The following is a 24,158-nucleotide window of genomic DNA, read 5'->3' as shown; positions in this document are numbered from 1 at the left end:
TTGATCCGGGATCTCTCCGCTTGAGAGCCCGGGATGACGTGAATGACCAGCGTTTCCCTGGGGCCTGCCCTCACAGCGGCACGCGCTGCACCAGGGTGACCGCGTCGCTGCGGCTTTGAACGGTCACCAACAGGTGGAGCGCGCCGTCGTGCACCAGCACGTCATCCAGTGAGAGCTCCATTCCGTCCGCCAGATCCTCGACCTTCAGTGGCGCCTTCGCCCAGGTCAGGCCGTCCGAGGATCGCGACAAGGTGAGCGTCCGGTGGTCGTCGGAGAGGAAGACCTCGAGGAACTCGCCGCCGGAGTGAGCCATCAGCGCCCCCGAATGGACGCCCTCGAAAGCGGTGAAGGACCAATGAGCCCCGCCGTCGGTGGAGCGCCACACCGCACGGGTGCTGCGGGTCGTGCCCTTCCCCAGAGCCCAGCCGTAGCCCACCAGGACCTCTCCGACGCGGTGCACGCTGTTCACCTCGGCCTGCTCGTAGTGATCGAACGGCAGCGGGATCAGGCGCCAGGTCCGAGCATCGGCAGCCACCCATGCCGCGGGCTCGGTGCCGGGACCGTCGCTGATCGAGCCGACTGCCACCAGGCCGCGTCCGAATGCCGTTACCGCGGTCATCGCTCGCTCTCGGCCGTCCAGACCGTGCAGGTCGTCCAACGGGTCGCGCCGGTCGTACCAGTCACCGCGCGTTGTCGTTCTGGCGGGACGTCCGTGTGTCCAGGAGAGCCCGTTGGCTGAGCTGGCCACGAGTGCCGAGCGGCGGATTTCGCCGTTGGTGCTCCGCTCGCCGACCACCACCCACCGTCCGTCGGCACGGATGGCGTCGGCGATGCTCGAGTAGTGGTACTGCGCCACCTTGTTGAAGGCCTTCGGCGCGGTTCGTCGCCATTTCTGGCCGTCCGTCGAGTGCAGCGTGAAGGCGTCGGTGCCCTCCACCTCCCCGGTCGCCAGGTAGCCTCCGTCGGCGCTCCAGGCGACCGCGTCGATCGTCTCGTCCGCCGCGGCCCCGACCGGGATGGGCGTGCTGAAGGCGGAGCCGTCGGCGTGCCACAGGGCATAGGAGCCCTGGGTGCGCCCGTATGCGGCCAGGTGGTTCTCAACGACGAGCAGCCCACTGGGCTGAATCCGTTCGCGAGTCTCGGACGGAGCCGCCACTTCCGTCGCGTCAACCCGCGCCGGGCCGTCGAAGCGCCACAGCCGGGTCGATCCCGGGTTGCCATCGATACCGATCGCGACCACTCCGACCGCACCCGCACCGGCGCCGGCCTCTGCCCACGCGCTTCCCCTGGTGGACGGGATGGTGACCGGTGTCCAGAACATGTCGCCGGGCGACAAGTGCCAAACGCGCACCTCGTCGCTCGCACCTGCAGCGGAGGCGCGTTGCACAGCGAGTGTCCCCGACCCCATCCTGATCAGCTCGGTGACGCCGGACGACTCGCCTGCGTCGGGTAGTCGGCGGGGAGAACGCCACGAACGCAGATCGTCGCTGGTCAACATCAGCGGACGGTAGGTCCCCATGGGGTTGTCGCAGTAGCTCCCGCCGACCATGAAGCCCTTGTCGGTGGTGACCACATGGCTGAGCGAGCTGATGAAGTTCCCCGAGGTGGCCGGCTCCTTCACCGCCACGCGACGCCAGTTCGTGCCGCCATCGGTGGAGGTGAACAGCAGGGAGAATTGCGACCGGCCCTTGCGGAGCCGGGGCAGTTCATTCCTGCCCACCGCCACCAGCCGGTCGCCATTGGCGGCGACCTCGCTCAGGTGGCCCTCGCCGGGGAGCTTCTGTGCCGTCCAGGTGACGCCATCCGGCGATGTCCAAGCCATTGGCCAGGTCTTGTCGTGGCGCCAGCCGCCGCCGACCGCCACGAAACCACCACCGGACAGCCCGGTGATGCTGAAGACCTCTTCGCCCTTCTTGGGATCGATGCCGGCCACTGGGGTGCGCTCCCAGGTCTGTGCGTCGGGGCTGGTCCAGGCGAACAGCGTCTGGCTCTTACTGGTCAGACTCAGCCAGCGACGATCCGCCCCGGCGCCGGCCACGGCGGCGACCCCAACGGCCTCTTCGCCGATGGCAGCCGCAGACGCGGCTGCTGCGCTCGGCACGCCGTCGTGCCAGGTCGCGCCGGCGTCCGTCGAGTAGCGCAGGAGGGGAATCGAGGTGCGGCCCTCGATCGTCGCGACCATCAGCATGGTGTCGCCGTCGCTGGCCATCGCCTCGACAGTCGTTTCGACGCCGGCACCCAGGTTCGGCAGTCCGGGGAATACGTCGGCCGGCAGGCCGGGAGTGTTCGCCGGCGGACGCGGCGGCTCGCCCGTGCAGGCCGTCAGCACCAGCAACGCCAGCACCATGATCAACCACCGGGAACGACTCATGCGGACAAGCTAGAGCGAAAATTGCCCGATCCTCAGAATTACTTTTCAACCTGTGGATAACTCCCGCACGAGATCCCGGGTCGAGCCCGGGATGACCGGCTGAGGCAGGGGTCCAAGTCTCGTTGGTCTTGGTGGCCTGTCATCCCGGCTGTGAACGCCGGGATCTCGGGCGGGGCGAGGACGCGGGGCTCGAATTTCGCTGGTCCCGATCGCCTCACGGCTCGACCAGGCAACCTCCGGGTTCGGACGGCGTGGCCTGATGAACGTCCGGCACGGGCAGACCGCGCGACCCGGACGCCTCACGCACCGCATGCGCGATGGACGCGGCGTCCTCACCGCGGACCAGCGCGATGGCGCTGCCGCCGAAGCCGCCGCCGGTCATCCGGGCACCGAGGGCGCCGGCGGCCCGCGCGGCGGTCACCACCACGTCCAGTTCGAGGCAGCTGACCTCGTAGTCGTCGCGCAGCGACTCGTGCGAGGCGTTCATCAGCTCGCCGGCGGCGGTCCAGTCACCGGCTTCGGCGACTGTCACGAACTCGGTCACCCGCGCGATCTCGGTCACCACATGACGGACGCGGCGGCGCACTTCCTCGTCGTCGAGCTGCGCCAGCGCCGCGTCCAGATCGCTGACCTCACGCAGCGTCACGACGCCCAGGGTGCGGGCGGCCGATTCGCAGGCGGCACGGCGGGCGCCGTACTGGCCGTCGGCCAGTGAGTGGCTGGCCCGGGTGTCGATCACCAGCAACTCCAGGCCGGCGGACGCCAGATCGAAGCGCACCTGTTCAACCGAGCCGTCGCGGCAGTCGAGCAGCAGCGCATGTCCTGCGGTGGTGCGCAGCGAGGCCGCCTGGTCCATGCCGCCGGTTGGCGCACCGGCGACTTCGTTCTCGGCCAGCACGCAGAGCGTGGCCAGCCGGGCCCGGGAGTCATCGTCGGTGTCGAGTCGTTGTCCGGCCAGCTGGGCCAGCGCCAGGCCGACGGCGCACTCCACCGCCGCGGACGACGACAGTCCGGCACCCAGCGGCACGCACGAGGCGACGGCCAGGTCGAATCCGGGCACCTCGAAGCCCGCCTCCCGCAGCGCCCAGGCCGGCCCGCCGCAGTAGGCCACCCAGCCCGACACCTTGCCGGGAGCGAGCTCGGCGACCTCGCCCTCCCACACCTCATCGCCGATGTCGGTGGTCATCCGGACCCGGCCGTCCGACCGGGCGGAGACGGCCACATAGGTGCGGTGCGGCAGCGCGATCGGCAGGCACAACCCGCCGTTGTAATCGGTGTGCTCGCCGATCAGGTTCACCCGCCCCGGCGAGGCCCAGACGCCGTCCGGCTCGGCGTCGTACGCCGTCCGGAACAACTCTCGTGCCGTCCGGACGCCGACCTCACTCGGCCAGGCCTGCTGCCACTCGCTCATCGGACTCCTCTTCGTCAGTCTCCGTCGACCGCGTCGGTCAGGTACAGAATGGCGCCTCTCCCCCTGAGTAGGGGAGTTCTCACCGATCTTGACCAACGACGCAGGAGTTTCGTATACGGAAACAATGTTTCCGTATACGATAAGTCCATGAGTGAGCACCTGCTGCACGGCGAGTCTGTGACCGATGAGCAGATTCAAGCGTGGGCCGATGAGGCCGAGGCAGGCTACGACCTGTCGAAGCTCCCGAAGGCGCGTCGCGGTCGTCCACCGGTGGGGGACGGCCCCGGTGTGGTCGTGCCGGTACGTCTCGACGCAGCCACCCTCGCCGCACTCACTGCGCGTGCCGAAGCCGAGGGTATTGCCACGCGCTCTGAGGCCATCCGGGCCGCGGTGCGCGAGTGGACGACTCACGTTGCTTGAGCTTCACCCGTCCGCTCGCAAGCACTATGGTCGCGACCGGCTCGATGATGCTTCAGTCCTCTACGCGGCCGCCCATGTCCTGCACTTCCGCCCACTTGACGACGAGGACGATCCTCGTCGCTAGCTCATGATCGGGACGGACCCCGCGGGCCGTCTTCTCGAACTGGTTGCCCTGGTCTTCGATGACGGCTATGAACTGCTCATCCATGCCATGAAGGCCCGCTCGCAGTACCTCGACGAGATCTGACGGCCAGGACGCGGCCGACTATGTCCAGCCGAAGTGCTTTGCGACTGCAGCGACGACGAGATCGTATTCCTTCCACTCCATGCCAGTCAGAGGCCAGACATCGTTGTAGGCAGCGACGAATGCCTTCCGGGTTGCTGGCGGTGTCGGCTGCCAATTGTGATAGCGGGTACCGAGGAGCACCGCGGAGCGGGCAAGTTCGTCTGCCCGACTGCGGTGCGACGCCTCGTCGAAGTCGAGGACTGCCGTGATCTGGTCGGCACAGAGGATGTTCGCAGACCGGAAATCGCCATGCACGAGCTGCTGACCCTCCTGGGCTTGACCGCCCGAGAGTTCCCCGGGGTAGGCCGCCAGCGACCGGTGCAGCGTCGCGAGTGTCTGACCCGCGGCCTCGACCTGGTCCTGGTCATCCACGTCAAGCAGGTCACCGCCGATGACGGGGTAGAGGCCGACGGAGTAGCGGTCTCGGTCGAGGCGTCGGGGCCCATCTGTGGTGGCGAGAGGAGCCGCGACGGGAAGACCCTCATGGTGCAGCCAGGCGATGAGCTCGTCGATCTCAGCAAGCCGCGCAAACAGCGTCGGATCGACTGCGCACTTGGCGATGAGACATCTACCGTCGACGGTGAGCCACGCCAGAAGCTTGCTCGCACTGATGACAAGACGATCGCAACGCTCGACACGAAGACCCCAGGCGTCGCGCAACGCATCAGTGAGCCATGCCGCGGCGTGGTCCTCGCCCACGAAGCCGAATCGCGAGGTGAGCGCAGCCGCCGGGTCGGCGGACTCCCACAGCATCTCCAGCCGAGGTCGAGGGGCCATGCATGTCAGTAAAGCACTGGCGTCTCGCAGCGCCCCGTGAGCAAGTTGGCGCGGATCGACCGGACGCCGAATCTCGACCTGAGGGAGTCCCGACGACGTCCCACCACGCGAGGGCTCACGAGCGCAGCTCGCGCACGGAATCCCGCAGTTGTATCGGCATCGGCACCAGCAGATTCTGCGGGTCGACCGAATCGCTGAGCGCCATCTCCATTGCCCGGCGTCCCATCTCCTCGTACGGCAGCAGCGCGGTGGTCAGTGCCGGACGCAGGTGCGCGGCGATCACGTCGTCGTCGAACGACACCACCGAGACGTCGTCCGGAATGCGCAACCCGCGCAACTGCATGGCCTGGTAGGCGCCGAAGGCGAGCCGGTCGTTCAGGCAGATCAGCCCGGTGAACTCCGCGCCCGAATCGAGCAGTTCGTTCATGCCCTCGAAGCCGACGTCCGGATCCCAGCGACGGGCCCGGTAGCCGGTGACCCGCAGCCCGCGCTCGGCGATCACCTCGTCGATGCCCGCGAATCGGGCTCCGATGGTCACCGTCTCGCCCCAGTCCGGGTCCCGATTCGGGTCGTAGCCGATGACGGCGATGTCGGTGTGCCCCGCGTCGGCCAGCACCGAGGCGATCTGCCGGCCACCCTCGTGATCGGCGGGCAGCACCGTGGGGTGCTGCTCATCGCTCGCACCGTTCACCATGATCACCGGCACGTCGGAGGGGACCGGCGGAACATGGATCCGCCGTGCCTGCATGAAGCCGAGGATCAGTGCAGACGGCTGGCGGTCGAGCATGGTGAGCAGCGCGCGTTCGGTGCGGGCCGCGTCGTTGCCGGTCTCGGCGATCAGCACCGTGTGCTCCCGCGCGTCGGCCTCCTGCAGCAGGCCGAGGATCATCGCCGAGGCGAAGCGGGTGGTGGTGACGTCGGCGGAGAGGAAGGCCACGGTTCGGGTCGAACCCAGCCGCAGGCTGCGCGCGGTGTGGTTGGGGCGGTAGTTCAGTTCCTCGGCTGCTGCCCGGATCCGTGCGGCGGAGGTGGCGGAGAGCCGGGTGCCTGGCCGGTTGTTGAGCACAAGGCTGGCGGACGCCGTCGAGACACCGGCGCGGGCGGCAACGTCGGCGAGTGTGACGCGCTTCCTCATCCCAGGCTCCCTCGCTTAGGGCATGGATGCTAGCGCCAGGTCCAAGTAGGGGCGAAAAGCGCCTTCCGAGACTTGGCCTCAGAAAGTCGGCCGAGCGGCTGCAAAATCGTTGACGCACGAGTGCTAAAACGATTAGCATCGCGCCACACTCGGGTCCCGATCAGCGGTCGTCGCTGCCTGTGACCCAAGCAGAAGGAGCAGCAGAGTGGCTGACATCACACGAAGAGCAATGCTCGCGACGTTGGGCCTCGGTGCGATCGGGACGGTGGTCTCGTGGCCGCGGCTCACCGCTCAGGACATCCCCGGCCGAGGGCAGAGCGCCCTCACCATCGCGCTCTTCGGAACCGAGCAGGACGCCCAGCAGCGCCAGGGGCTGATCGCCGGCTTCCAGAAGAAACATCCCGATATCCCGGTCCGGATCGTGGCGATCCAGGGCCAGGACTGGAGCGAGTATTTCGCCAAGATTCTCACCATGATCGCGGCCGGCACCCCGCCGGACGTTGTCACCGTCGCCACCGAGGGCACCCAGTTGTTCGCCTCTCGGATGGCCTATCCGCTCGACGAGTTCGTGCAACGCGACGCCGCCGAGATGCAGGAGTATTTCGACGACGTCCATCCCTCGTTGATCGAATCGTTCTTCTACAAGGGCAGCCTGTTCCAGCTGCCGGACAACTTCAACGCGGCGAATGTGTTCTACAACACCTCCGCGCTGCAACGTGCCGGCCTCGAGCGGCCCAACGACAACTGGACGGTCGACGACTTCTTCACCGTCGCCCGGAAGATGAAGTCCAGCGGCCAGGGCAGCTTCCTGCCCTACTTCTGGAACAACCGGTTGTGGGGCGGCGTCGTGCCGTGGCTGTACGTCAACAAGACCAGCTTCCTCACCGAGGAGAAGGCCCCCGGCGGCGACTGGTTCTGGAAGAAGTTCTATCCCAACGAGACGCCACGCGGTGGCGGCTACCTCTGGGAGAACGCGGACGCCCTCAGTGACGCCACCGTGGAGAGCTTCTCGGTGCTGCAGCGACTGGTCAGCGAAGGTCTGGCGGCCAACCCGGCTCAGGGCGGCGGCAACGAACTCGTCGCACTGTTCTCCACCGGTGCGGTCGGCATGACGCCGGCCGGCGGCTACTGGGTGCAGGGTTTGAAGGAGGCGGGCGTGGCCAACGACGCCTACGACGTCACCTACTTCCCGGCGATGAACGGCCAGCGGCACCAGTTCGGTGCCGGCGGCTACGCCATCATGGACATCTCGGAGCGCAAGGACGAGGCCTGGGAATGGCTGAAGTACTGCGTGTCTCTCGAAGGCATGTCGATCGCCCACAACAAGCCGGACTCGTCACTGCCGCGCAAGTCGCTGAACGACAAGCTCTACGGCGCCGGGGTCGGCCCCGCGCACTGGAACGTCTTCTACGACACGCTGATCAAATTCCCCACCACCGGTCCGATGCCGGCCCCGCCCCAGCAGGCGGCGGTCGAATCCGCGCTGCTCAAGAACGTGGTCGGCACGATCATGAATGGACCGGGCGGTGTCCGGCCCGGCCTCGAGCTGATGCAGCGTGACCTCGAATTCGCACTGAAGGGACGCTGATGTCCGAATCAAATCCTCGAAAGAAGAACCGGGCGCTGGTCTGGGTCTTCCTTGCTCCCACGGTGATCGGGCTGGGCCTGTTCAGCGTGGTGCCGATCATCGGCTCCGTCGTCCTGGCGTTCTTCCGCTGGGACATCATCACGAATCCCGAGTTCGTCGGCTTCGACAACTTCGGTCAGATGGTGACCAATCCGACGATTCGGGTGTCCTTCCTCAACACCATCACCTTCGTGATTGCCGCCGTGATCGTGCAGTTGGCGGTCGCTCTCGGACTCGCCATCCTGGTGCAGTCCAAGATGCCCAACTGGCTGCGGACGTTCTTCCGTTCGGCGCTGTTCTTCCCGCTGATCCTGTCGGCGGCGTCGGTGTCGCTGATCATGGCCTACCTGTTCAACTACGAGTTCGGCCTGGTCAACCAGTTCCTGACCTGGATCGGCATCGGCAAGGTCGGCTGGTTGACCACCGGCTTCGGCGCCAAGGTCGTGGTGCTGCTGGTCTACGTGTGGCAGAACTTCGGCTTCACCTTCCTGATGTTCATCGGCGGTGTCGCCGGTATTCCGAAGGAGGTGTACGAGGCGTCGTCGATCGACGGTGTGGTGGGCTGGGCGCAGTTCCGGCACATCACCATTCCGCTGATCAGCCCGACGATGCTGGTGGCGTCCGTGATGGCGATCATCAGCGCGCTGCAGATCTTCGATCAGCCGTGGGTTCTCACCCGTGGCGGCCCAGGTGACGACACGCGGACGGCGGTGATGGTGATCTACGAGTCGGCTTTCCGGCAGCTCGACTTCGGCGGCGCATCCGCCGTCGGCATCGTGCTGACCCTCGTGATCATGCTGGTCACCGGTCTGCAGTTCCAGCTGAGCAAGCGTTACGTCTTCTACGGGTGAGGTTTCCATGAGCAATATCGACGCAGTGAAAACCCGATCCCCGCTTTCGGGGCTCGGCACGTTTGCCAAGTATCTGGTGCTCGCCCTCGGCGTGTTCCTCACCATCGGACCCGTGGTTTGGACGCTGTACTCGGCGCTCAACCCGCAGGATCCGGTCACCCACGAGATCACCCCCGGCTTCAGCGCGTTCGCCGACGTGTTCGAGAAGATCCCGGTCTGGTTGTACGTGTGGAACACCGCACTGGTCACCGTGTTGGTGGCCGCCGGCCAGATGATCAGCGCGGCCATGGCGGGCTACGTGTTCGCCCGGTTCGACTTCCGCGGCAAGAACGCCCTGTTCGCGGTCGTGCTCGCCACGATGATGGTGCCGATGCAGGTGACCATCGTCCCGGTGTTCATGCTGATCCGTGGCATGGGGCTGGCCGACACGCTGCTCGCCCTGATCATTCCGGCGCTGCCTACGGCGTTCGGTACGTTCCTGATGCGGCAGTACTTCATGGGCCTGCCCGCCGAACTCGGTGAAGCCGCCGAGATCGACGGTGCCGGTCCGTGGAAGACGTTCTTCAGCATCTACCTGCCGCTGTCGACACCCGGTTTGGCGATCGTCGGAATCCTGGCGTTCAACTACCACTGGAACGAGTTCTTCCGTCCGCTGATCATGACGATCAGCGAGCAGAACTTCACCCTGCCGCTCGGCCTGGTGTCGCTGCAGGGCAAGCTCGGCAGCGGTTCGGTCTCGACCGTGCTGGCCGGTGTCATCATTTCGATGATCCCGGCGCTGCTGGTGTTCGTCTTCGGTCAGAAGCCGCTTCGTGAGGGCCTCACCGCGGGCGCCGGCAAGTAGCGCACTCCATGCGATGCCCGTCACCATCGGGTGGCGGGCATCGTGCCGTCCGATCACACACACAGCTATTTGGTCTGGGAGCAGAAGCATGACTGTCAGCATGAGCGAGGCGTTGCAGCGCGCCGAGGCCGCCGTCGGCGACCTGGCGGCGACCCGTCGCGACCGGTGGTACCCGCGATTCCACATCGCCGGGGTGGCCGGCTGGATCAACGACCCGAACGGCCTGTGCTATTTCAACGGCCGCTACCACGTGTTCTTCCAGCATTACCCCTACGGCACCGACTGGGGGCTGATGCACTGGGGGCATGTCAGCAGTGCCGACCTGATCACCTGGCGGCGTGAGCCGATCGCGATGGCGCCGAGCCTGCCCGCCGATCGGGACGGCGTCTTCTCCGGTTCCGCTGTGGTCGCCGATTCGGGCGAGCTGTACGCCTACTACACCGGGCACGTCTGGAACAACGGTGTCGACTTCACCGACGGTGTCAGCCAGCGCCAGATACTCGCGGTCAGCGCCGACGGGAATCACTTCGACAAGGTGGGGGTCGTCATCGACAATCCGGACGGCGTCCCGCAGTTCCGCGATCCGAAGGTCTGGCGGCAGGGGAACACCTGGTACCTGGTGGTCGGGGTGGGCACCCCGGACGGCTTCGGCGAGGTCTGGCTCTACGACTCCGACGACCTGCGCGACTGGCGTTTCGAGCGGGTGCTGTATCGGTCGTCGCTGCCCGGCACATTCATGCTGGAATGCCCGGACTTCTTCCCGTTCGGCGACCGCTGGGTGCTGCTGTTCTGTCCGATGCGGGCCCTCCCGGACGGCTACGAGCGCCGCAACATCCACAACGTCGGTTACGTGGTGGGGCATTGGCAGCCCGGAAGCGACTTCGAGGTGATCGCCGAACACACCGAACTGGACCGGGGCGGCAACTTCTACGCGCCGCAGACCTTCGAAGCCCCGGACGGGCGCCGCCTGCTGTTCGGCTGGATGGGCGGCGGCCCCGATCAGCCGATGCCCTCCCAGGCGGACGGCTGGTGTTCCCAGCTGACCGTGCCGCGCCAACTCGGGCTGACCACCGACAACAAGCTGACCATGTGGCCGGTCGCCGAGGTGGAGGCGTTGCGCAGCACCACCGACGAACACGGCGCCCTGCAGTTGACCGAGGACGAAACGCGCGTGGTCGCCACCGATCTGACGGCCGGGGAGATCGACATCGAGATCGACCTGGCGGCGAGCACCGCCGAACGTATCGGCCTGGCCGTTCACAAGACCCCGGGTGGTGACGAGACCCTGATCGCCTACGACGTCCAGACCGGACGGCTGGTGGTCGACAGGCGTCACTCCGGCGCCGGCCAGCGCGGTTACCGCAGCGCCGCGGTGCGGGGCGGCACCTTGCGGATGCGCATCCTGCTGGACGCCTCCAGCGTCGAAGTGTTCCTCGACGAGGGACGCGAGGCGTTGAGCCTGCTGGTGTTCCCCGGCGAGGGTGAACGATCGGTCGAGCTGTTCAGCGAGGCCGGGACGGCGTCCGTCACCAAGCTGAACGTGCACCGGATGGGCAGCAGCTACGAACGCCACTGATCCGGGCAGATACCAACACCCCTAGATCACACGATGGTTGCAACTTAGGGCTGCTGTCTACACGAGAAGAGTCGTCTCCTGTATGTTGCGGTCCAGAGCGGGCACTCAGAAGCCGCTCACATCCATTTCTGTTGCAAGGGGGCGACTGAAGTTATGAGGAAAAAGAGCCTTGCCCTGATCACGGGCCTGGCGGCGAGCAGCCTGTTGCTGACTGGCTGCTTGAGCGGCGGCGGAGAGCCCGAGCCAGGTGCGACCGAGACCGGGCCGGCCACGGCCAAGGACACCGTTCAGGTGATGTACGCCTTCTCGGGCGACCAGTCCACGGCCTTCCAGAAAGACATGACGACCTGGGCCGACAGCCAGGGCATCAAGCTGGACTTCATCCAGTCGAACGAGTTCGAGGTGCAGATCACCGCCAAGATCCAGTCCGGCAATGCGCCCGACATCGCGGTCTTCCCGCAGCCGGGCATCCTCCGGCAGCTGGCGAAGGACGGCCAGGTGGCCGACCTGAGCACCCAGGTCGATCTGCCCAAGCTGCAGGCCGATGTGGTGCCGGGCTTCCTGGACGCCGCGACCGTCGACGGCAAGACCTACGGCGCGCCGATGGCGATGAACGGCAAGTCGTTCTACTGGTACAACAAGCCCGCCTTCGAGGCAAAGGGCTACACCGTGCCCGCCACCCACGCCGAGCTGCTGACGCTGATCGACAAGATCAAGGCTGATGGCACCGCTCCGCTGTGCTACGGCATGGAGTCGGGCTCGGCGACCGGCTGGCCGGCCACCGACTGGATCGAGGACTACGTGCTGCAGACCTCGGGCACCGAGGTCTACGACAAGTGGGTCGCGGGTGAGATCAAGTTCGACAGCCCCGAGATCCGCAAGGCGTTCGACGTCTACAACCAGATCCTGATGACCGACGGCAACGTCTTCGGTGGCATCAAGAACGCCCCGTCGAACGCGTTCGCGCAGGCGCTCAACCCGATGTTCGAGAAGACCCCGAAGTGCTACCTGGGCAAGCAGGGCAACTTCGTCACCCAGAAGGGCTTCTTCCCCGACGACGTCTTCGCCAAGCTCGACACCCAGGTGGGCATGTTCGTGACCCCGACCGTCAACGGCGAGCACCCGGTGCTCGGCGGTGGCGACCTGGCCGCGGCGCTGACCAAGAACGACACCAACGTCAAGAAGGTGATGGCCTTCATGACCTCCGATCCGACCTTCGGTGAGAACCAGGTGAAGACCGGTGCGTGGCTGTCGCCGCTGAAGTCCTTCCCGCTCGACAAGTACCCGAACAAGGTGCTGCAGGACGTGGTCAAGTCGATCCAGAGCGCCTCGGTGTTCCGCTTCGACGGCTCCGACCAGATGCCGGGTGTGGTGGGTTCCGGTGCCTTCTGGACCGGAATGGTCAACTACACCAGCGGCCGGTCCAACTTGGACGACACCCTGAAGGGCATCGACGCGAAGTGGCCGACTGAGTAAAACCAGAGGTCCGAGTCTCAGCCTGGCGGTGCTGCGAAGGTGTTCGCGGCACCGCCAGGCGCGAACTTAGGAGAAAATCGTGGTAGAGAAACTGGGGCTTGCCCTCGGCGCCGTGGTTGTCGGCGTCGTCGGCGCAGTCGCCCTCTTCTGGTTGTTGAACAAAGCCTGCGAACTACTTCCCCGCAAATGGGAGAACCGGCTCAAGCCGTACGCGCTGATTCTTCCGGCCTTCGCCGTGATCGGAATCTTCCTGCTGTACCCGGCGGTGGAAACCGTGATGTCGTCCTTCCGCAAGGGCAGTTACGGACGGCTGGGCCGCTGGGTCGGGTTCGACAACTATCGACATCTGTTCACCGATCCCGACTTCATCAATACGCTGATCAACAATGTGCTGTGGATCATCGTGGCTCCGGCACTGATCGTTGCGATGGGTCTCGGCGTCGCGGTGCTGGTCGACAAGCTGAACGCACGCGGCGAGAAGATCGCGAAGTCGATCATCTTCTTGCCGATGGCGATCTCGATGGTCGGCGCGTCGACTATCTGGAACCTGGTCTTCGCCTGGAAGCCCGAGGGCCAGCCGCAGATCGGCCTGTTCAACCAGATCGTGGTCTGGTTCGGCGGTGTGCCGCAGACCTGGCTGCAGATCGACACGTTCCGCTTCAACACGTTCCTGCTGATGATGGTCTACGTCTGGACGCAGGTCGGCTATTCGATGGTGCTGCTCAGCTCGGCGTTGAAGGCCGTCCCCGAGGACACCATCGAGGCCGGACGCATCGACGGCGCCACCGAAGGAAAGATCTTCTTCCGGATCATTCTTCCGCAGGCCTGGCCGACCGTGATCACCGTATTCATCACGGTGCTCATCGGCGTCATGAAGGTCTTCGACATCGTGTATGCGATGACCAACGGCAACTACACCACCAACGTGCTCGGCAATGCCTTCTACGGGGCGCTCTTCAAAGCCGGTGACCCGGGCACGGCATCGGCCATCGTGGTGATCCTGATCATCGCGATCATCCCGGTCCTGATCTACCAGGTTCGGCAGTTCCGGATTCAGGAGGCCAACTCATGAGCACCGCCACTCAGACCGTCAAGAAGAAGAAGGACGCCGGGCACGACGAGAATTCCGGCCGTTCGGTCGGAGCCGGCAAGGGCATTCTGATCATCGAGATCATCGTCGTCATCATGTGCCTGCTCTGGCTGATTCCGACCATCGGCCTGTTCATCGCGTCCATCCGTCCTCGCAGCGAATCGAACTCGAACGGTTGGTGGAACGTCTTCGCCAACCCGACGCAGATCACCATCGACAACTATCGCGAGGTGCTCACCACCGGCGCCATTCCGATGGGGCAGGCGTTCGTCAACTCGCTCGCGGTCGCGGTGCCCGCCACCGTGATCCCGATCCTGATCGCCGCCTTCGCCGCATACGTGTTCACGTTCATGAAGTTCCCGGGCCGCGACGCCCTGTTCATCCTGATCGTGGGCCTGCTGGTGGTGCCGAACCAGGTCGCGTTCGTGCCGCTGTCCATCATCTTCCAGCAGATGGGCATCAACGGTCAGTTCGCCACCGTCTGGCTGGCGCACGCCGGCTTCGGCATGCCGCTGGCGCTGTACATCTTGCGTAACTACATGGCGTCGCTGCCGAAATCGGTCGTGGAATCGGCCGAGATCGACGGGGCGTCCCATTGGAAGACGTTCTGGCAATTGATCATTCCGATGTCGACACCGGCATTGGCGTCATTCGCGATCTTCCAGTTCCTCTGGGTCTGGAACGATCTGCTGGTGGCGCTGATCTTCCTAGGCCAGGGCGACAACGCGGTGTTGACCATCGCGGTGGCCGGCCTGCTCGGCAGCCGTGGTGAGAACTGGCACCTGGTCACCGCCGGTGCCTTCGTGTCGATGATCATGCCGCTGATCGTCTTCTTCGCCCTGCAGCGCTACTTCGTGCGCGGCCTCACCTCAGGTGCGGTCAAGGGCTGACGAAACGCCGTATCGCCGGTTGAGCCCGTCGAGACCCGAGCCCCGTTGGGGCGAGGGTTTCGGCGGGCTCTTCCGCGTTGGACGAGCTTGTCCCCAGATGTTGTTGGTCGAGCTTGTCGAGACCTCGGGTCACCAAGGGTTTCGACAAGCTCAACCAGCGGTGGCTGAGACAAGCTCAACCAGCGGTGGCTCAGACAAGCTCAATCAGCGATGGGTCAGGCTCGACGCAGGTGGAGCAGAGTCGCCCGCTCCGGGTACAGGTCGGGGGCTCTCAGGCCCAGTTCGCCCAGCACCGCGCCGGGAAGGGTGACACCCTCGCGCCACCAGCCCCAGTTCTCCGGTGACCGCAGCGACAGGGCCAGGTCGGAGGGGACGCCGTCCGGCAGCAGCTCCACCAGGTGGTAGTCGGCGCTCGGATCGAGGCCGGGCAGGCGCATCGCGACGGACGGCCGGACGGCCGAGGTGCTCATCCGCACGAACGTGAAGACGGCCTCGTCCCGATCGGCCGAAACGACGCCGTGCGCGCGCCAACTGGCGTCCGGAGCGTCGAGGTGCACCACGCGCCCGGTGTGCAGCAGTGGACGAAGCCGCTTGTGGAGGCCGATCCAGGCGGCCAGGTCGCCACGTTCCTGCTCGCTGGCCTCCAGCAGGTTCCACTCGATGCCCATGTGCGAGAAGAGGGCGGTCGAGGCACGCAAGGTCAGGTTCAGCGTCCGGCCGGTGGTGTGCGACGTCGTCGACGCGACATGCGAACCGACCATCTCGGGCGGCAGCAGCAGCGCCGTGCCGGCCTCGATGTCCTGCCGCTCGAGCGGGTCGATGCAGTCCGAGCCCCAGACCCGCACCGCGCGCTCCAGGATGCCCAGGTCGATCCGTCCGCCGCCGCCGGCGCAGGACTCGATCTCCAACTCCGGATGGGCGGCGAGCAGGGTGTCCATCAGCCGATAGGTGGCCAGAGTCTGCGCGTGATACGCGGGCCTGCCGGTCAGCGGGGAGACCGCCTCGGGCAGGTCACGGTTGAAATCCCACTTGATGTAGTCGATCCGCACCCCGTCGAGGACGGCCAGCAGTTGATCGCGGACGTGTGCGAAGGCGTCCGGATTGCTCAGGTCGAGCACCTGCTGCTGACGCTCCTCCTGGGGCCGGTGGGTCCGCGGCGACAGGATCCATTCCGGGTGGGCGCGAGCGACGTCCGAATCGGGGTTGACCATCTCGGGTTCGAACCACAGGCCGAACTCCATGCCGTGGGCGTGGACGGCGTCCGCCAGCGGGGCGAGGCCGTTCGGCCAGGCGTCGACCGAGACCACCCAGTCGCCGAGACCCGAGCGATCGTCGCGTCGCGAACCGAACCAGCCGTCATCGAGCACGAATCGCTCGGCGCCGACCTCGGCGGCCACCTCGGCCAGGGCCAGCAGCGGCTCCAGCGTGTGGTCGAAGTACACCGCCTCCCAGGCGTTGAAGGTGACCGGCCGCGGCGAGGTGGGATGCCCGGGCCGCGCGCGCAAGTAGTCGTGGATGCGGCCGGCGGCCTCGTCCAGGCCCTCGCCCCAGGTGGCGATCAGCCACGGCGTGACATACGAGTCACCGGTGTTGAGCACCACTTCGCCCGGCAGCAGCAGTTCGCCGCCCAGGATCGCCTGGAAGCCGGTCACCACCCGCTCGGCCAGCGTCCGGGTGTTGCCCGACCAGGCGACGTGCACGTAGTGCACCAGCCCGCGGTTCCAGTTGGTGCCCGGTTCGCAGGTGCCGTGGATGCTCGAGCCGGCGTGGGCGCGGGCGGTCCGGGTGGTGCGCTCATGGCTGCCGAGGGTGAACTCGTGGGTGCTGGTCTCGCGCTCACGCAGATGGTGGCCGGACTGGTCGAGCACTAGGGTCTCGCTGGGCGGCGTCGGCAGCGCGAGCAGCAACGAGTCGACCCCGTAGCCGTCGGCGCCGCGGTTGGTCAGGGTGGCGCGGGTGCGTACCAGCCCGGACGCCGTCAGCTCGATCTCGATGGCCAGGTCGAGGTCGGCTTCGGCATCGTGCGCCTCGACCCGGACGTGCGACGGCGCCTGGTCGGTGCCCTCGGCAGCCACGACCTCGATCGCCGTCGGGTGGAAGTCGGAGAACTGCCCCAGCCCGGCTCGCGAACCGACCAGCCCCGGGGTGGTGGTCCAGCCCTCCGCCTGCTGGGGAACCAGGGACAGCCGAGGCGGAACGTCGGCGTTGCCGGACACCACGCCGGCCCGGGCGGAACGCCAGGCCGCCAGCTGCGCGTCGCTCAGCGGGCCGAGATCGCGTCCCCAATGAAGCACCTCAGGCAGTGAGTCGGCCTCGCAATGCAGCACCAGGCACGTCCCGCCCCGCCGCATCAGAACGGCCCGAGGGCCGTTCAGCCGAGCGGAGTTCGCGGCGGTTTCAGATGGTCGAGTGGACAACACGGGCTCCTTGAGAGTTCGGTTCTTTCACTGAGACGCGGCTAAGGCGTGATCGTCGTCCCGGCGCAGCCACAGGACTGGCGGACGATCAGGTCGGTGGGAAGCTGCTCGAAAACCTCGGCCGTGGCGTGGTCGGCCAGCAGCTCGAAGGCCCGTCGGGCGATGGCGGCGACCGGCTGCCGGGCCACGGTCAGCGCCGGGTAGGTGAACGCGGACTCCGACGTGCCGTCGAAGCTGACCACCGCCACGTCGGACGGCACCTTCGTGCCGCTCTCGTGCAGCGCGCGCAGCACACCGGTCGCCTGCAGATCCGACGACGCGAACACGGCCTGCGGCGGCAGAGGTGCGGCCAGTAGCTGGTGCGCCGCCCGGTAGCCGCCGGTCCGGTCGAACGCCGCACGCGCGATGGGGCCCTCCGGCAGGCCGTGGCGACGCAGGGCATCGCGCCAGCCCAGCTCGCGGGGATCGACCAGGCCGGGTAGGTCGCGCCCCACCACCAGGGCGATCCGAGTGAGGCCATGGACGGTGATCAGATGGTCGACCAGTTGATCGGCGCCGCCCCGGAGGTCGGAGCCGATCGAGCGCCGTCCGGGCAGCGGAACCATGGTGTCCAGCAACACGCACGGCACATTGGTGCGAATGCCAGCCAGCGGATCGTCGTGCGACGAACTGCCCCGGACGATCAGGCCGTCGATCTGGCGGCTCAGCATGCCGTCGATCAGTTGGCGCTGATGGCGCAGGTCGCCGAGCGAGTTGCCGAGCAGTACCGCTTTGCCGGTGCTGACCGCGAGCTGCTCGATCTCTTGGCTGAGTTCGGCGAAGAACAGATTGTCCAGGTGGGGGGTGATCAGCCCGACGGTGTCGCTGACCCCTCGGCGCAGCGCACGCGCGCTGCCGTTGGGGCGATAGCCCAGCACGTCGATGGCCTGCTTCACCCGTTCGGCGGTGGTGGCCGCCACCGGGCGGGGACCATTGTTGATGACGTAGCTGACCACGGCGGTGCTCACGCCGGCGTAGCGCGCGACATCGGCTCGTGTCACCACGTGTGGGACGCGCGTGCTGCCGGGCATCGCTGCACGTCTCCTCTCCCGTCGAGCCGCCACCGGGCACTTGAGGGTGAACAGTCGCCACGATGCGCCGGACCGTCGAATCTACACGTATTGCGGCGGCCCGGGCAATGAACGATGAGCGGTTCTGACACCGCGCGTCAGCGCGGGTCTCGGGCCGCCGGAAGCGGGGCGTCCGGGAGCGAATATCGAGGGTTCAGCCGGGCGGTATCGGCCCGCCCGGACGCTCGGCCTGCACCAGGTCGAGCAACTCGTGCCACGCCTCGATCTTCATCCGTTCCCGCGCGTAGGACGCGCCACGGTTGGCCTCGGCCGCCTCGATCCGCCGCCAGTCGTCGTAGCTGGAGGGCACGAAGCCACGTGCCGCGAGGGCATCGACCAGATCGACACGGTCGGCGCGCGGACCGAGCTCGGCCAGGTCGGCCAGCACCTGCTCCACGGTTTCGCGGGCGTCGGACTTGTTCGTGCCGATCACCCCGATCGGGCCGCGTTTGATCCAGCCGACCACGTATTCGCGCGGCGCGACCGTGGCACCGTCGAGCACCCGGCCATGCTCGGAGGGGATCACGCCGAGCTTCTCGTCGAAGGCCACCCCGGGCAGCCGGACGGCGCGGTAGCCGATGGCACGCAGCACCAGTTCGACCTCGAGCGTCTCGGTTTCGCCGGTGCCGAGCACCCGTCCGTCGTCGAGCCGGGTGCGCTCCAGCACCAACTCGCGCACCGGGTCGCCGCGCAGCTCGACCGGACGGCGCCAGAACAGGAAGTGCAGCCGCATCCGCGGATCGGCCACCTCGGTCCCGGACGCCTCGCGCAGCACGGCGACGTTCGCCCGGGTGCGCCGGTCCAGGGCGTCGTCGTCGATGTCGTCGAACGCCTCCGGGTCGACGCTGACCGCGACCCCGGGGGTCCGGCACAGTTCACGCAGTTCCGTGGTGGTGAAGCTGGCGTGCTGCGGGCCGCGCCGTCCGACCACCCAGACATCGGTGAGCCGGGCCCGGCGCAGTTCGCCCAGCACGTCCTCGGGCATGTCGGTCACGGCGAGCGCCAGCGGCTCCTTGACCAGGATGCGGGCCACGTCCACCGCCACGTTGCCGACGCCGACCGCCACCGCTTGCCGCACGCCGTCCAGCGACTGCGGTTCGGCGTCCGGATGGCCCGAGTACCAGGCCACGAACTCGCGCGCCGAGCGGCTGCCGACGGCGTCCTCGCCGGGAACCCCCATCCGCAGGTCCTCGCTGGCGCCGACGGCGTAGATCACCGCGTCGTAGCCGGTGAGCAGCTCGTCGCGGGTGACGTCGCGTCCGAAGTGGACCATGCCCAGGAAGCGGACGGACGGCGCGTCGAACACCCGGGCCAGCGCGTGGGCGACCGCCTTGATCGAGGTGTGATCAGGTGCCACCCCGTACCGCAGCAGCCCGTACGGGGTCGGCAGGCGGTCGAAGATGTCGACGGCCACGTCGTCGCGGGCGGACAGGAACTGGGCCGCGAACAGTCCGGACGGCCCGGCGCCGACGATCGCGACGCGAAAGCGGGGTTCCGGCATGGCCGAACACTACCGGCCGGAACCCACGCTCTCGCTATGGGTGACGCGCCGTCAGAAGAACTTCGATGCAACCGTCGGCAGGTAGCCCAGAACCTGCCCGAGGGCGTTGGGGTGGAAGGCGACCGGGTTCTCCGGGCCGGTGATCCAGGGCAGCCGGGCGCACCAGGCGTGGTTCTTGAACGACCTGGTCGGATTCGCGAACCGGGCGCCGACCGAGGCCGCTGCCTGCGACAGTCGCGTGTTCAGCAGGTCGATCGCGCCGTTCATCAGGCGCTGCTCCTTCGCGCTGTAGTCCACCAGCGGACTGCAGTCCTTGCCGCTGAACAGCCGCGGGTAGCCGACCACGACGATCCGCGCCTGCGGGGCGATCTGCCGGACGGCGGCGAACAGTGCGCTCGCCTGGCCGGTGAAGGTCGAGTTCATGTAGGCCGTCGACTGGGCAACCGCCGCCGCGCATTGGTCATCGTTGTCCTGCTGCGCGCAGAGCCCGAAGACCTGGGTGAAGCCGATGTCGTTGCCGCCGGCCTGCACGGTCACGTAGCGGGCGGACGGGGACACCGACGGCAACTGCTTGGTGGCGACATCGGTCATCGTCGCCCCGGCGCAGGCGAGTGTGGTCAGCTTCAGCCTGGCGGCCTTCGCCAGCAGCCGCGGGTAAGCGAGGTTCGAGCGGCCGCAGGCGTCGGTCGCGGGTGCGGCCCCGGTGCCCGCGGCGAACGAATCGCCGAGGGCGACGTAGCTGCGTTGTGGCGCACTGTGGTGGCCCCCTCGGTGTTGTGGCACGGGGTGAGCGGACGCCCCCGGTGCCGCTACCAGAATCAGGGCGAGCGCTGTCACAGTGACAGCGCAGAACCGGCGGAACATGGACATGGTGGACCCTTCCCCTCCCGTGGCGAGGTGAGAATCGCAGGTCGTTCCGACGTCCGGACAGGTGGCAATTCTGCCACCCTGTGCCGCCCTGACGGGTCAGAAATACTGCCGCAGGGTGCGCCGCCATCTGGTGGCCGGCAGCCGTGGGTTCATCGCCGCCAGCGCTGTGGCGTACTTCGAGAACCGTGCCGGGCGATGACCCAGGGACGACAGCAACAGGTCCATTCCGCAGGGCTGGCCCGCCGACCTGGTCTCGATGATCGCCAGCTCCGGACGGCTCAGCCAGCTACCGGTGCGGACGTCCCACCAGGTCAGTCCCGAGTCGATGGTGATGCGGGAGGTGGTCGGTTCGTGCAGCAGGGTGATCCGGCGGTAGTCGGCGCGCAACGAGGCGCGTAGCTCGGCGATCGGTGGATTGCGGACGCCGGCGCCACGCAACGTCTCGGCGACGAACCGCGCCCCGGCTTCCGAGAAGCCACCGTCGGGCAGGTGCTCGCCCGGCAGCCGGTGAGGGACGGTGCGCTGCTGTTGGCGCGTCCGGACCTCCAGGAACGTGCCACCCGATTCGTACCGGCGGGTGCGAATCCTGAACCGATGCCGGCGTCCGCGGGCGGCCCGCCGGAAGGCGTCCAGCTCGGGGGTGTCCAGGTAGACCGAGGTGTGGCCCAGGTCACGGCGTCCGTCGACCTCGAGCACCCGGGTCGTCGTCGGATCCACCAGTTCCAGCGCCATCGCGGCATCCGCTGCGGAGAGGACGTATCTGCGGTGGACGCGAGTGAGCAGGGGGCGACCGGCGATCAGCTCGTCGAGGTCGATGGTGCGGATGCTGTCGAGGGCCGTTTCGCTGCTGGTGATCATGTCCTTGAGTTCAGCGGCCAGCACTGTGCTGTCGCTGTGCCCGGCCGGGCAGCCGCCCGTGAACGCATTGCGGAGGTGACCACCGCTGGTCGAGCTTGCCGAGGCCTCAGAGGTCGGCGAACACAGCTGCCAGCGCGGCCGGCTGGGTGACCATCGGCCAGTGCCCAGAGTCGAGATCCACCAGGTCGAGGTGCCGCGCCTTCGCCAGCTCGGGCAGTTCGCCGGCGGTGAGCCAGGCCTTGGCGTCGTCCGGGGTGAACTCGGGGCAGATCAGCGTGACCGGGACGTCGTAGCGGCCCTCGTTCTGCAGCTGGACGACGCCGCGGACGACCGCCTCGGGCACCGGGATCATCGCGGACGCCAGCCGTTCGCGGGTCGCGGCGTCCAGATCGGCGGAGTCCGGACCCTCGAACGCCGGCCAGCCGGGGAACGGCATCGCTCCGTCGACGATCGGCAGGAAATCGGCGTAGGCCTCGCCGTCCCCGACCGGGAAGCCGCCGATCAGGGCCACCCCGGCCACCGGACGCCGGTCGGCCGCGATCCAGGCCAGTGATGCCGCCGCCGAGTGGCCCACCACCAGCGGCGGTGCGGCACAGTCGTCGATCGCGGCCAGAACCGCCGCGACCTGGTCGTCCAGGGTTGCCTCGGTGTTGCCGTCACCCTGTCCGGGCAGGGCCACCGGGATGCCCCGATGCCCCCGCCGGTCGAGCTCGGTCACCACGTCCGTCCATACCTGCGGGGCCAGCCACAGGCCCGCAACCAGCACGATGTCGGTCATCGTCTCCTCCTTCAGCGATGCGCTGATCAAAGCCCCGCCCTCGTCATCCTGGACTTGATCCGGGATCTCTCCGGGGTCTTTCCCCGGCCGGAGCTCCAGGGTCGGAGCCTGGGATGACGTGAATGATCAGCGATGCCTTGCACCCTAGGAGCGAATCCGGACGATCCGCGTCCGCAACCGACCTACCATGACGCCATGGACTCCAGCCCCACCGCCCGGGCCCTGCGCACGCTCGACCTGATCCACCAGCGGCCCGGGATCCGCGCCGCTGACCTCGCCGACCGGCTCGGAGTGAGCGAGCGGGCCGTCCGTCGCTACGTCGGCACCCTGCGCGACGCCGGCATCCCGGTCACCGCCACCACCGGACCGTACGGCGGCTATCAGATCGGACGCGGCGTCCGGCTACCACCGGTGGTGTTCAGCGGCGCCGAGGCGTTGGCGACGGTGATGGCGGTGCTGGATTCGCCGGCCGGCGCACCGGACCCCGACAGCTTGGCCGGCTCGGGTGTGGCGAAGCTGTTGCGGGCACTTCCGGAATCGGTCGGACGGCCCGCCACGCAGTTCTGGCAGCACGTCGCGTCCGCCGGTGCACGGACGCCGCGGCCCGACCTCAGCGTCACCTCCGCCCTGGTCGAGGCGGTGGCTGCGGGCCGCTGCGTCCGGATCTCGTATCGCAGCGCGGCCGGACATGAGTGGACCAGCGAGGTCGACCCGTGGGCCGTCGTCGTGCGCTACGGACTCTGGTATCTGCTGTGCCGGACTGGCTCGGGCGAACTGCGCACCTACCGGCTGGACCGGATCGGTTCGGTCGACCTGCTCAGCACCGCCTCCGAGGTGCCCGCCGATCTGGACGCCGCCGCCGTCCTGGAACGCAGTCTCGGCGAGGGCTGGGGGCTGACCACCCGGGTGCGGTTCCATGCGTCCGCCGAGCGCGTCCGGCCCTGGCTGCGGGCACCGATGGGCCGCCTCGAACCCGACGGTGACGAGTGCGTGCTGACCGGTACCACCAGCAATCCGGAGATGTACGCGGGGGAGTGGCTGGCGCAGGTGCCGTTCCCGTTCGTCGTCGAGGAAGGACCTGAGCTGCGGGCCGCCGTCCGCGAACTGGCCGCTCGACTCACCGCCGCGAGTGAGACCTAGCCGCGACGCCGGACGAACTCGCGCCGGGCGTACTGACCCAGGGCGTAGGTGAAGTAGCCGTCGGCGGCCGCGCCGACGCCGCCGCCGACCAGCGGGATCCGCTTGGCGACCTGCACCACCGCATGCTTGCCGGCCATCTTCATGCCCAGGTCGCCGAACACCCGTTCGCTGACCGCATGCTCCAGAATCGGGTCAAAGACGGGCGCGGTGGCCACCCCCATCGGCGTGCTGGGCAACTTGCCGGACGCCACCAGCTTGCGCACGTCGTCCTCACCGAGCATCGCCAGGGTCAACGCCGAGCGCACCCGCCGGTCGTTCAGGTCGTAGCCGCGCAGGTGCGCGATCGCCGCGATCATTCGCATCTGGACGACCGCCAGCCCGGCCAGGTTGGCCGGCAGCGCCACCGGCAGCAACAGCAGGCCGCCCAGGTTGGTCAGGAAGCCCTGCGCCCCGGCCAGTCCGACGTGTTGCCGAACCACCGACTCGACGGCCGCCTCATGATCGCCGCGGGTCTGCAGGCAGCGGGCGGCCGCGTCCTTGGCGCCCGGAATGGTCATATTGCCGTCGATGGCGAACTCGAGGATCTGCCGGAGCACATTGCCGGCCACTTCGGGCGCGCGCTGAACGAGGGTCTTGCTGGCTTCCTGGGAGGAGCTGGGTTCCTGGGTGGACATGCGGTCACTCCTGAGCGTCGCGGGATTCGCCGTCCACACTACTCACGGTGCCCCCAG

Annotated in this window: 21 protein-coding genes; 10 read left to right on the top strand and 11 right to left on the bottom strand. The window is 67.6% G+C overall.

What is annotated here, in order from left to right:
- Positions 1–70: 70 nt before the first annotated feature.
- A complete protein-coding gene (locus tag QM624_RS05535; RefSeq protein ID WP_415089582.1) occupies positions 71–2,371 on the bottom strand; it encodes a hypothetical protein in 2,301 nt (766 codons plus the stop codon).
- Between the two features lie 214 nt (positions 2,372–2,585).
- Positions 2,586–3,782 carry a galactokinase gene (gene galK, locus QM624_RS05530; protein ID WP_415089580.1) on the bottom strand — a complete coding sequence of 399 codons (1,197 nt, stop codon included), beginning with the start codon at positions 3,780–3,782 and terminating at the stop codon, positions 2,586–2,588.
- A gap of 147 nt (positions 3,783–3,929) precedes the next feature.
- Between galK and QM624_RS05525 the strand changes: the two genes are divergently transcribed.
- Positions 3,930–4,202, top strand: coding sequence for a ribbon-helix-helix protein, CopG family (locus QM624_RS05525; RefSeq protein ID WP_415089578.1), 273 nt, complete (start codon positions 3,930–3,932; stop codon positions 4,200–4,202).
- 127 nt (positions 4,203–4,329) lie between these two features.
- The gene (locus tag QM624_RS05520; protein ID WP_415089576.1) at positions 4,330–4,449 is read left to right on the top strand and encodes a toxin-antitoxin system toxin subunit; all 120 of its coding nucleotides are present in this window, start codon (positions 4,330–4,332) and stop codon (positions 4,447–4,449) included.
- Positions 4,450–4,467: 18 nt separating this feature from the next.
- On the opposite strand, the gene QM624_RS05515 is transcribed toward QM624_RS05520, so the two are convergent.
- A complete protein-coding gene (locus QM624_RS05515) occupies positions 4,468–5,241 on the bottom strand; it encodes a phosphotransferase (RefSeq protein ID WP_415089574.1) in 774 nt (257 codons plus the stop codon).
- A 139-nt stretch (positions 5,242–5,380) separates the two neighbouring features.
- Positions 5,381–6,400 carry a LacI family DNA-binding transcriptional regulator gene (locus QM624_RS05510; RefSeq protein ID WP_415089572.1) on the bottom strand — a complete coding sequence of 340 codons (1,020 nt, stop codon included), beginning with the start codon at positions 6,398–6,400 and terminating at the stop codon, positions 5,381–5,383.
- A gap of 205 nt (positions 6,401–6,605) precedes the next feature.
- Here QM624_RS05510 and QM624_RS05505 point away from each other — a divergent pair, with 205 nt between their 5' ends.
- From QM624_RS05505 to QM624_RS05475, 7 genes are all read left to right on the top strand, one after another.
- Positions 6,606–7,988 (top strand): extracellular solute-binding protein, encoded by a 1,383-nt coding sequence (locus QM624_RS05505; RefSeq protein WP_415089570.1) that lies wholly within the window; start codon positions 6,606–6,608, stop codon positions 7,986–7,988.
- Positions 7,988–8,878 (top strand): carbohydrate ABC transporter permease, encoded by an 891-nt coding sequence (locus tag QM624_RS05500; protein ID WP_415089568.1) that lies wholly within the window; start codon positions 7,988–7,990, stop codon positions 8,876–8,878. Before QM624_RS05505 ends, QM624_RS05500 begins: the two co-directional genes overlap by 1 nt.
- 7 nt (positions 8,879–8,885) lie before the next feature.
- On the top strand, positions 8,886–9,722 hold the full coding sequence (locus QM624_RS05495) for a carbohydrate ABC transporter permease (RefSeq protein WP_415089566.1): 837 nt from the start codon (positions 8,886–8,888) through the stop codon (positions 9,720–9,722).
- Positions 9,723–9,810: 88 nt separating this feature from the next.
- A complete protein-coding gene (locus QM624_RS05490) occupies positions 9,811–11,298 on the top strand; it encodes a glycoside hydrolase family 32 protein (RefSeq protein WP_415089564.1) in 1,488 nt (495 codons plus the stop codon).
- Positions 11,299–11,451: 153 nt separating this feature from the next.
- Positions 11,452–12,774 carry an ABC transporter substrate-binding protein gene (locus QM624_RS05485; protein ID WP_415089562.1) on the top strand — a complete coding sequence of 441 codons (1,323 nt, stop codon included), beginning with the start codon at positions 11,452–11,454 and terminating at the stop codon, positions 12,772–12,774.
- Positions 12,775–12,853: 79 nt separating this feature from the next.
- Positions 12,854–13,846 (top strand): carbohydrate ABC transporter permease, encoded by a 993-nt coding sequence (locus QM624_RS05480; RefSeq protein WP_415089560.1) that lies wholly within the window; start codon positions 12,854–12,856, stop codon positions 13,844–13,846.
- A complete protein-coding gene (locus QM624_RS05475) occupies positions 13,843–14,754 on the top strand; it encodes a carbohydrate ABC transporter permease (protein ID WP_415089558.1) in 912 nt (303 codons plus the stop codon). The genes QM624_RS05480 and QM624_RS05475 overlap by 4 nt, the downstream gene beginning before the upstream one ends.
- Positions 14,755–14,969: 215 nt before the next feature.
- On the opposite strand, the gene QM624_RS05470 is transcribed toward QM624_RS05475, so the two are convergent.
- The 6 genes from QM624_RS05470 to QM624_RS05445 all read right to left on the bottom strand — a co-directional run bounded on the left by QM624_RS05470 (position 14,970) and on the right by QM624_RS05445 (position 22,287).
- On the bottom strand, positions 14,970–17,171 hold the full coding sequence (locus QM624_RS05470) for an alpha-galactosidase (RefSeq protein WP_415089556.1): 2,202 nt from the start codon (positions 17,169–17,171) through the stop codon (positions 14,970–14,972).
- A gap of 41 nt (positions 17,172–17,212) precedes the next feature.
- Positions 17,213–18,241 (bottom strand): LacI family DNA-binding transcriptional regulator, encoded by a 1,029-nt coding sequence (locus tag QM624_RS05465; RefSeq protein ID WP_415089553.1) that lies wholly within the window; start codon positions 18,239–18,241, stop codon positions 17,213–17,215.
- A gap of 193 nt (positions 18,242–18,434) precedes the next feature.
- A complete protein-coding gene (locus tag QM624_RS05460) occupies positions 18,435–19,781 on the bottom strand; it encodes an FAD-dependent oxidoreductase (RefSeq protein WP_415089551.1) in 1,347 nt (448 codons plus the stop codon).
- 51 nt (positions 19,782–19,832) lie between these two features.
- The gene (locus QM624_RS05455; RefSeq protein WP_415089549.1) at positions 19,833–20,651 is read right to left on the bottom strand and encodes an SGNH/GDSL hydrolase family protein; all 819 of its coding nucleotides are present in this window, start codon (positions 20,649–20,651) and stop codon (positions 19,833–19,835) included.
- Between the two features lie 96 nt (positions 20,652–20,747).
- Positions 20,748–21,509 (bottom strand): VTC domain-containing protein, encoded by a 762-nt coding sequence (locus QM624_RS05450; RefSeq protein ID WP_415089547.1) that lies wholly within the window; start codon positions 21,507–21,509, stop codon positions 20,748–20,750.
- Positions 21,510–21,615: 106 nt separating this feature from the next.
- A complete protein-coding gene (locus tag QM624_RS05445) occupies positions 21,616–22,287 on the bottom strand; it encodes an alpha/beta fold hydrolase (RefSeq protein ID WP_415089545.1) in 672 nt (223 codons plus the stop codon).
- A 195-nt stretch (positions 22,288–22,482) separates the two neighbouring features.
- Between QM624_RS05445 and QM624_RS05440 the strand changes: the two genes are divergently transcribed.
- A complete protein-coding gene (locus tag QM624_RS05440; RefSeq protein ID WP_415089543.1) occupies positions 22,483–23,427 on the top strand; it encodes a helix-turn-helix transcriptional regulator in 945 nt (314 codons plus the stop codon).
- Here the strand turns inward: QM624_RS05440 and QM624_RS05435 are convergent.
- Positions 23,424–24,101: a hypothetical protein gene (locus QM624_RS05435; protein ID WP_415089541.1), complete on the bottom strand. Its 678-nt coding sequence runs from the start codon at positions 24,099–24,101 to the stop codon at positions 23,424–23,426. The two genes, QM624_RS05440 and QM624_RS05435, sit on opposite strands and share 4 nt — an antisense overlap.
- Between the last annotated feature and the right edge of the window lie 57 nt (positions 24,102–24,158).

This window comes from Micropruina sp. (genome assembly GCF_047606365.1).
In the GTDB taxonomy this organism is placed as follows: domain Bacteria; phylum Actinomycetota; class Actinomycetes; order Propionibacteriales; family Propionibacteriaceae; genus Micropruina.
The sequence above is the reverse complement of the archived record's forward strand: the minus strand, read 5'-3'. Positions and strand labels throughout refer to the sequence as shown.